Annotated in this window: 1 protein-coding gene; it reads right to left on the reverse strand. The window is 35.2% G+C overall.

The annotated features are described in order from the left end of the window. Positions 1–2,362: S8 family serine peptidase (locus Q0370_RS05030; protein WP_299572932.1), on the reverse strand; the 2,362-nt coding region annotated here is incomplete at both ends.

Genomic DNA, 2,362 nt, shown 5'->3' on the forward strand with positions numbered 1-2,362 from the left:
TCAGATTTTCCTCCGTATCTGTCAAACTTAACATCGGCTTTTGAATAAGACAACGCTGTCCCTAAAATTAAATTTTCACCAAATTGTTTGTCAATTCCAACTTGTCCACCAAGTACTTTTGTGTCTCCTGTTCCATATCCGTCTTGTTTTAGTTTACCATTTGCTCCAAAACCTGATACCCAAAGTCCAAATTTATCCCCGACATTGTCAAGTGTTCCAAGCATTACAAGTCTATTTGACAAATCTTTATTCACAGTTTGTGAATGCCCGAAAGTCAACGCTTGAGCTGATGCGTAAATTTGTCCTGATAAACTGTCTAAAATTGCTGCTCTTGCTGTAGAAGAAAGCGATTGTAATTTTGCAGCTTTTTTCTCAAACTGCGAAACATTTTCCGCCGTTCCATTCTCAATTTTTTCATCTAATTTTTGAAAAGCTGTTTCAATATTTTGCGCCGTATTTTCTTGCATCTCGTCAGTTCCTGCTATTTTTTTCACATAATCTAACACATTTTTTCTACTCAATTTCACACTTAATTTATTTCCTTTTACTTCAGTCGCACCATTAACCAATTCAGGTGTTTCCACTTTCCCAAAATTACCTTCAATCCCTTTTTCTGCTTCAATCACAGTCATTGACAACGGTTTTGCTGTAATATATCTTCCATTACTTAAAGTTTGTAATGTTGCACTCTCTCCATTTAAATTCACTGTTCCATTAACTATAAGTTTAGAACCTATTTCTGCTTTTGTTATAGAACCAGCTGTTGCTATGTAATTTCCTGTTATAACAGCTCCTGAACCTCTATTTTCAAAAGTTCCTCCATTATTGTAAACACTTTTTGGAACACCATCCTTTTCATTTATTATAGCTGTCGGATACGTTACTAGTGTCCCTTGTGAATTTATCGTTATATCAGAAGTATTATTTCCATATATTTCTAATTTTCCTTCATCTATGGTAGTATCTCCAGCATAACTATTATTCCCTGTTAAAATCAATGTTCCATTTCCAGATTTTCTTAATCCGCCATCACCTTTAATATCATTTTCAAAAATGGATGTCATTGAATTTCCGATATTTGCGTTAAATTGTCCTTTTAACCCAGCAAGTGCTGCATTTTTACCTACAAGTAAAATATTATCAAATTGAGCAGGTCCTTTTAATGCTTTTTCTTCATTCAAATATCCCCATCCATATCTTGAACTTACATCACCATTACCAATTAATAATGTATTTATTTTAGTTGCTGTTGTTAAAATCGTCTGCTGAATTTCGTGTCCTGTCATCCAAGGAAATCTTTCTTTAACTTTTGCTGCCGTCGCTGTAACTCTTGGAGCTGCATTTGATGAACCTGGTGAAGAACAACCTGGCAATTCACAACGTCCATTTGCAGAAATAGTCCAATATGCTGCACTTTCTCCTGCCCACGCAAAATGTTTTGGAAAATCTTTTGCACTCCCATCAGCCTGTTCTTCCAAACCTACTACTGCTATCCAACCTTTCTGTAATGAAGGAATTGCTATTGGTAACCCCGACTGAACAGATACTGCTGTAAGCTCAGTTTTATCTGCTTTATAATTTCCAGCTGCCCAGACAAATAATGAACCTTCATTAACAGCTTTTTTATAAAAGTTTATTAACTCATCTACCTTTTGATCCATTTTATCTTGAGTCCAATTTCCAACAGTTTTAATAGATTCCCATAAATCCTTTCTATAAGTTGTAGAAGAAAATTCTTGAGGTATTCCAAGAGATTGATTGTATATTCTTACACCTTTAGCTTGTAATTCTTTGTATCTATCCACATTTATAATTAATCCAGCACTTTGTGTTCCCAAAGATACTCCGTGTATTGTTGCTCCTTTAGCTCCATTACCGCTTTCACCACCAAGTATTGTAGCTACTCTCAATCCGTGATCATTTTTACTTGGACTATGACCTGCAGCAACTGCATAATTTGAATTCAATCTTCCTTTAAATTCATCTTCTTTTACTTTCTCAAAACTTTGTCCTCTTTTGTAATATTTCATTGTTTCATTATTAGTTATAAAATCCTCATCCAAAACTGCAACTTGTACGCCTTTTCCTGTCATTACACCTTGATTTGCAGGTTTTTCAAAATTATTTGGGATGGGTACTTGACTTTGTTGTCCAGAATTAGAACTGTTGTTTGTTGTAGAATTTCCAGCACTTTGTCCAGAGCTAGAATTATTATTTGATTCAGAATTTCCAATATTTTGACTTGGATTAAAATTACTTTTGCCACCAATATTTCCAGGGATTTGAGATGGATTTTCCGACGGCCTGCTTGGATTTGGTATGGGGGTTGCTTGAGATGTCTGCGAACTTCCGCCTCCACCTC

It is taken from the genome of uncultured Leptotrichia sp., from assembly GCF_938036635.1.
Taxonomy (GTDB): Bacteria; Fusobacteriota; Fusobacteriia; order Fusobacteriales; family Leptotrichiaceae; genus Leptotrichia; species Leptotrichia hongkongensis.